5 protein-coding genes and 1 pseudogene are annotated in these 5,895 nt (G+C 67.1%); 5 read left to right on the top strand and 1 reads right to left on the bottom strand.

What is annotated here, in order from left to right:
* A pseudogene (locus DQP58_RS26990) lies at positions 1-269 on the bottom strand (Rv3235 family protein); the annotation flags it as partial.
* 206 nt (positions 270-475) lie between these two features.
* On the opposite strand from DQP58_RS26990, the gene DQP58_RS25605 reads away from it, so the two are divergent.
* The 5 genes from DQP58_RS25605 to DQP58_RS25585 all read left to right on the top strand — a co-directional run.
* On the top strand, positions 476-1,897 hold the full coding sequence (locus DQP58_RS25605) for a WS/DGAT/MGAT family O-acyltransferase (protein ID WP_112710874.1): 1,422 nt from the start codon (positions 476-478) through the stop codon (positions 1,895-1,897).
* A 41-nt stretch (positions 1,898-1,938) separates the two neighbouring features.
* Positions 1,939-2,799 (top strand): polyphosphate kinase 2, encoded by an 861-nt coding sequence (ppk2, locus tag DQP58_RS25600; protein WP_205869546.1) that lies wholly within the window; start codon positions 1,939-1,941, stop codon positions 2,797-2,799.
* Between the two features lie 5 nt (positions 2,800-2,804).
* Positions 2,805-3,317, top strand: a complete 513-nt coding sequence (locus DQP58_RS25595) for a DUF6912 family protein (protein ID WP_112710872.1) — start codon at positions 2,805-2,807, stop codon at positions 3,315-3,317.
* Between the two features lie 137 nt (positions 3,318-3,454).
* Positions 3,455-4,615 carry a ferredoxin reductase gene (locus DQP58_RS25590; protein ID WP_112710875.1) on the top strand — a complete coding sequence of 387 codons (1,161 nt, stop codon included), beginning with the start codon at positions 3,455-3,457 and terminating at the stop codon, positions 4,613-4,615.
* Positions 4,616-4,712: 97 nt separating this feature from the next.
* The coding region (locus DQP58_RS25585; protein ID WP_133259439.1) for a fatty acid desaturase family protein at positions 4,713-5,895 on the top strand (1,183 nt) is incomplete at its 3' end.

The raw sequence follows: 5,895 nt of genomic DNA, 5'->3' as shown, positions 1-5,895 counted from the left end.
AGCACCCGGCGCAGCGCGGCGTCGGCGAAGACGGCCGCCTGACGCAGTCGCGCGGACATGACCGGGTCGCGATCCGGTGCGGCCGCCCTGCTGGGCGGGCCGGTGTAGGACCGCGGCGCTGCGTGGCTGCTGCGGCGGCGCAACGGGGACCGCGAGGGTTGACGGCACTGCGGGGCGGGGTGCGACACGTCCTGCGTCGGCGGTTCGTAGTCGACGACTGGTATGACGGTGAAAGCGTCAGCTGGATTAGCAATCGGGTTGGTGTTCAACGCGCACTCTCCAAGTCTTCGGCCGGACCGCAAGCCTGCTGGAGAGGGGCAGACAGTGGTTAGTCAGTGGTCATCATGGCACAACTCGTCCGCACGCGTACCCACGCTGAGTTAGCGCGGCGCCGCCCGGTTACCGTGGGCGGGACGGGGCCCCCAGGGCCCGGCCCCGTGTACGGGCGACGAACTGACCAGGAGGACAGCGCCGCATGGTGAGTCGCTTGTCCCCGCCGGACGCATCGTTTTTTCGGCTGGAGAACACCGCCACCCCCATGTACGTCGGATCGTTGGCGATCCTGCGGCGCCCCCGTTCGGGCTTGAGCTACGAAACGCTGCTCGCCACCGTCGAGCAGCGGCTGCCGCAGATACCGCGCTACCGGCAGAAGGTGCGGGAAGTGCGGGTCGGCACGGCTCGGCCGGTGTGGCTCGACGACAACGACTTCGACATCACCTATCACGTGCGGCGTTCGGCGTTGCCCTCGCCGGGCAGCGACGAGCAGCTGCACGAGCTGATCGCGCGACTGGCCGCGCGGCCGCTGGACAAGTCGCGCCCGCTCTGGGAGATGTACCTGGTCGAGGGCCTGTCCAAGAACCGGGTGGCGCTGTACACCAAGTCGCATCAGGCGCTGATCAACGGCATGTCCGCGCTGGAGATCAACCACGTGATCGCCGACCGGACGAAACGCCCGCCTCCGTTTCCGGAGGACATTTGGGTACCGGAGCGCGATCCCGGCGACACCCGGCTGATGTTGGGCGCGGTCAGCGAGTGGGTCACGGGTCCGGGCGCCCAGCTGCAGGCCGTCGGTTCGATGATCGGTGGCCTGGTGACCAGCCACACCGAGCTGCTCGACGCCGGTCGCCGAGCCGTCGACTTCGTGCGCACCGTGGCCCGGGGAACCGCCCCCAGCAGCCCGCTCAACGCCACCGTGTCCCGGCATCGGCGCTTCACCGTCGCCCGCGGCAGCCTCGAGGACTACCGCGCCGTGCGCGCGCGCTACGACTGCGACGTCAACGACGTGGTGCTCGCCGTGATCGCCGGCGCCCTGGGTAACTGGCTGATGTCGCGCGGGGTGGCGGTGTCGCCCACCGCGACCGTGCGGGCGATGGCGCCGCTGCCGGTGTACGACGACGGCGACCTCGACGCCAGCGGCCCCGGTCAGGCGATCAGCCAGGTGATGCCCTTCCTTGTCGACCTTCCGGTGGGCGAGCCCAACGCCGTGGTGCGGCTGTCGCAGATCGCCCACGCCACCGAGTCGAACCCGACGGCCGCGCATCTGGTGGACGCCCGGACCATCGTCACGCTGTCGGGTTTTGCCCCACCGACGTTGCACGCCATGGGCATTAGGGTGGCGACCAGTTTCCCGAGCTTCTCCAAGCGCACATTCAACCTGCTGATCACCAACGCGCCCGGCGCCCAGTCGCAGATGTACATCGCCGGCACCAAATTGCTCGAGACCTACGCGGTGCCGCCGCTGTTGCACAACCAGGCGCTGGCCATCGGGGTGACGTCCTACAACGGCGAGCTGTACTACGGAATCAACGCCGACCGCGAGGCCATGAGCGATGTCGAGCTGCTGCCCGGCCTGCTGAACCAAGCGCTCGAAGAATTGCTGGAGGCTTCCCGGTCCTAGTCGGCGGTGAAAACCCCTGCGTGGGGCTATCATTCGTTGCTGTGAGCACCGCGAAAAGCGACGGGGCGCCGTCGAAGCCGAGCAAGAAGAAGTCGGCCTCCCCGACCGTGCCCAAGGTTTCCGACGAGGTCTACGAAGCCGAATTGTTCCGGCTGCAAACGGAATTGGTGAAGCTGCAGGAATGGGTGCGCTATTCCGGGGCGCGGGTGGTGGTGCTCTTCGAGGGCCGCGACGCCGCGGGCAAGGGCGGTGCCATCAAACGGATTACCGAATACCTCAGCCCACGGATCGCCCGCACCGCCGCGCTGCCGGTGCCCTCGGATCGCGAACGCGGCCAGTGGTATTACCAGCGCTACATCGCCCACTTGCCCACCAGGGGCGAGATCGTGCTGTTCGACCGGTCCTGGTACAACCGGGCGGGCATCGAGAAGGTCATGGGTTTCTGCACGCCGCAGCAGTACGCGCTGTTCATGCGGCAGACGCCGATCTTCGAGCAGATGCTCATCGACGACGGGATACTGCTGCGCAAGTACTGGTTCTCGGTGTCGGAGGCCGAGCAGCTGCGGCGGTTCAAAGCGCGGCGCAATGATCCGGTCCGGCGCTGGAAGCTGTCCCCGATAGACCTGGAATCGGTATACCGGTGGGAGGATTATTCACGCGCCAAGGACGAGATGATGGTGCACACCGATACCCCGGAGAGCCCGTGGTACGTCGTGGAATCCGATATCAAGAAACACGCGCGACTGAACATGATGGCCCATTTGTTGTCCACGATTCCCTACGGCGAGGTCGAGTCGCCCAAGGTCAAGCTGCCCCGGCGTCCCGTCGTCAGCGGCAACTACCAGCGCCCGCCGCGCGAGCTGTCGACTTACGTCGCCGACTACGCGGCCACGCTGATCTAGCCCCCATGACCGCCGTCTATATCCCGGCCACGGTGCCGATGCTGCAGCAGCTGGTCGCCGACGGTTCGTTGTGGCCGGTCAATGGGACGGCGTTCGCGCTGACGCCGACGCTGCGGGAGGCCTACGCCGAGGGCGACGAGGACGAGCTCGCCGACGTGGCACTGCGCGAGGCGGCGCTGGCCTCCCTGCGCCTGCTAGCGGCCCAGGGGGCCGAAGCGTCGTCGGAGTCACCCCCGCCCCGGCGCGCGGTGCTGGCCGCCGACGTCGAGGACGTCACGTACCGTCCCGACCTCGACGACGCCGTGGTCAGGCTGGCCGGCCCGGTTGCGATCGACCGCGTGATCGCCGCCTACGTCGACAACGCCGCGGCCGAACCCGCGGTGGCGAAGGCCATCGAGGCCGTCGACGCCGCCGACCTGGGCGATGAGGATGCCGACCTGATCGTCGGCGACGCCCAGGACCACGATCTGGCCTGGTACGCCAACCAGGAGCTGCCGTTTCTGCTGGAGCTGATGTGACACCGAATGTGAGGCAGTTCGCGCCGCAGTGCTAGCTACGACACCGTAGGTTACGGTACCGTAGGTTTCGTGAAGCGCACAGAATCGATCACAATGTGAGCGTCAGTCATACGCCGCGTAGTGAGCAGGAGCTTCCCCTGGGCAGACGTAACCCATCGATCACGGGCAACGTCGTCGACACCGCGCGACCTGTCGTCGCCGGCGCGGACCGGCATCCCGGCTGGCACGCGCTGCGCAAGCTCGCCGCGCGCATCACGACGCCGCTGTTGCCCGACGACTACCTGCATCTGGCCAATCCGCTGTGGTCGGCGCGCGAACTGCGGGGCCGGATCCTGCAGGTGCGCCGCGAGACGGAGGACTCCGCGACCCTGGTGATCAAGCCGGGCTGGGGCTTCAACTTCGACTACCAGCCGGGCCAGTACATCGGCATCGGACTGCTCATGGACGGGCGCTGGCGCTGGCGGTCGTATTCGCTCACCTCGGCCCCGGCCGGTAAGACCCCGCGCTCGGCGGCCGGTCCGGCCCGCACGGTGTCGATCACGGTCAAGGCGATGCCCGAGGGATTCCTGTCGTCGCACCTGGTGGCCGGTGTCGAGCCGGGCACCATTGTGCGGCTGGCCGCGCCGCAGGGCAACTTCGTGCTGCCTGACCCCGCGCCGCCATCGATCCTGTTCCTCACCGCGGGCTCCGGGATCACGCCGGTGATGTCGATGCTGCGAACCCTGGTGCGCCGCAACCAGATTGGGGACATCGTCCACCTGCACTCGGCGCCCACCGAATCCGACGTGATGTTTCGCGCGGAGTTGGCCGCCCTTGCCGACGAGCACCCCGGCTATCGGATGCGGCTGCGCGAGACCCGCACCCAGGGCCGGCTCGATCTTTCCGTGCTGGACCACGAGGTGCCGGACTGGCGCGAACGCCAGACCTGGGCCTGTGGTCCGGAAGGCATGCTTGCCGAGGCCGAGCGGGCATGGTTGGCCGCGGGCGTCGGCGAGCACCTGCACCTCGAGCGGTTCGCGGTGTCCAAGGCCGCACCCACCGGCGCCGGCGGCACCGTAACCTTCGCCCGCAGCGGGCGCACCGTCAGCGCCGACGCCGCGACGTCGTTGATGGATGCCGGAGAGGGCGCGGGCGTGCAGATGCCCTTCGGGTGCCGCATGGGTATCTGTCAGTCGTGCGTGGTCGGCCTGGCAGAGGGGCACGTCCGCGACCTGCGGACCGGCCAGGAGCACGACCCGGGGACCCGGGTGCAGACCTGCATCTCGGCCGCCTCGGGCGACTGCGTTCTCGACATCTAAAGGCTACTCACAGGTAACCTACGGATTCGTAGGTTACGATAGCGTAGGTCTGGACCTGGTTTAGGACAGACACCTCAAATCGTAGGGAGAAGAGACGATGGCGATCACCGACGTCGACGTATTCGCCCATCTGACCGACGCCGACATTGAAAACCTGGCCGTTGAGCTCGATGCCATCCGCCAGGACGTGGAAGACTCGCGCGGCGAGCGGGACGCTCGTTACATCCGCCGCACCATCGCGGCGCAGCGCGCGCTCGAGGTGACCGGCCGACTGCTGCTGGCCGCCAGCTCGCGTCGCTCGGCCTGGTGGGCAGGGACGGTAACCCTGGGCGTGGCGAAGATCGTCGAGAACATGGAGATCGGCCACAATGTCATGCACGGCCAGTGGGACTGGATGAACGACCCCGAGATCCACTCCTCGACGTGGGAGTGGGACATGAGCGGGTCGTCGAAGCACTGGCGCTACACGCACAACTTCGTGCACCACAAGTACACCAACATCCTCGGCATGGACGACGACGTCGGTTACGGCTTGTTGCGCGTCACCCGGGACCAGCGCTGGAAGCGCTTCAACATCTTCAACCTGGTGTACAACACCTTGCTCGCGCTCCTCTTCGAGTGGGGAGTCGGCCTGCAGCATGTCGAGCTCGGCAAGATAGTCAAGAAACGGATGGACCACGACGACGCCCGGCAACGCGCGGACGAGTTTTTGGCCAAGGCCGGACGACAGGTGCTCAAGGACTATGTCGCGTTTCCCGCTTTGACCGCGCTGTCGCCCGGCGCGACCTACACCTCCACGTTGAAGGCCAACGCGCTTGCCAACGTGATCCGCAACGTGTGGGCGAACGCCGTCATCTTCTGCGGTCATTTCCCTGATGGCGCAGAGAAATTCACCAAAACCGACATGATCGGCGAATCCAAGGGCCAGTGGTACCTGCGCCAGATGCTGGGCAGCGCCAACTTCGAGGCCGGCCCGGCGCTGCGCTTCATGAGCGGCAACCTGTGCCACCAGATCGAGCACCACCTGTACCCGGACCTGCCGAGCAACCGGTTGCACGAGATCTCGGTGCGGGTGCGCCAGGTGTGCGACAAGTACGACTTGCCTTACACCACAGGCTCTTTCCTGGTCCAGTACGCCAAGACGTGGCGCACGCTGGCCAAGCTCTCGCTGCCGAACTCCTACCTGCGTGACGACGCCGACAACGCGCCGGAGACCCGCAGCGAGCGGATGTTCGACGAACTCGAACCCGGGTTCCTGGGCACCGATCCGGCCACCGGCC

It is taken from the genome of Mycobacterium colombiense, assembly GCF_003284975.1.
In the GTDB taxonomy this organism is placed as follows: domain Bacteria; phylum Actinomycetota; class Actinomycetes; order Mycobacteriales; family Mycobacteriaceae; genus Mycobacterium; species Mycobacterium europaeum_A.
This window is presented reverse-complemented; position numbering and strand designations above follow the sequence as displayed.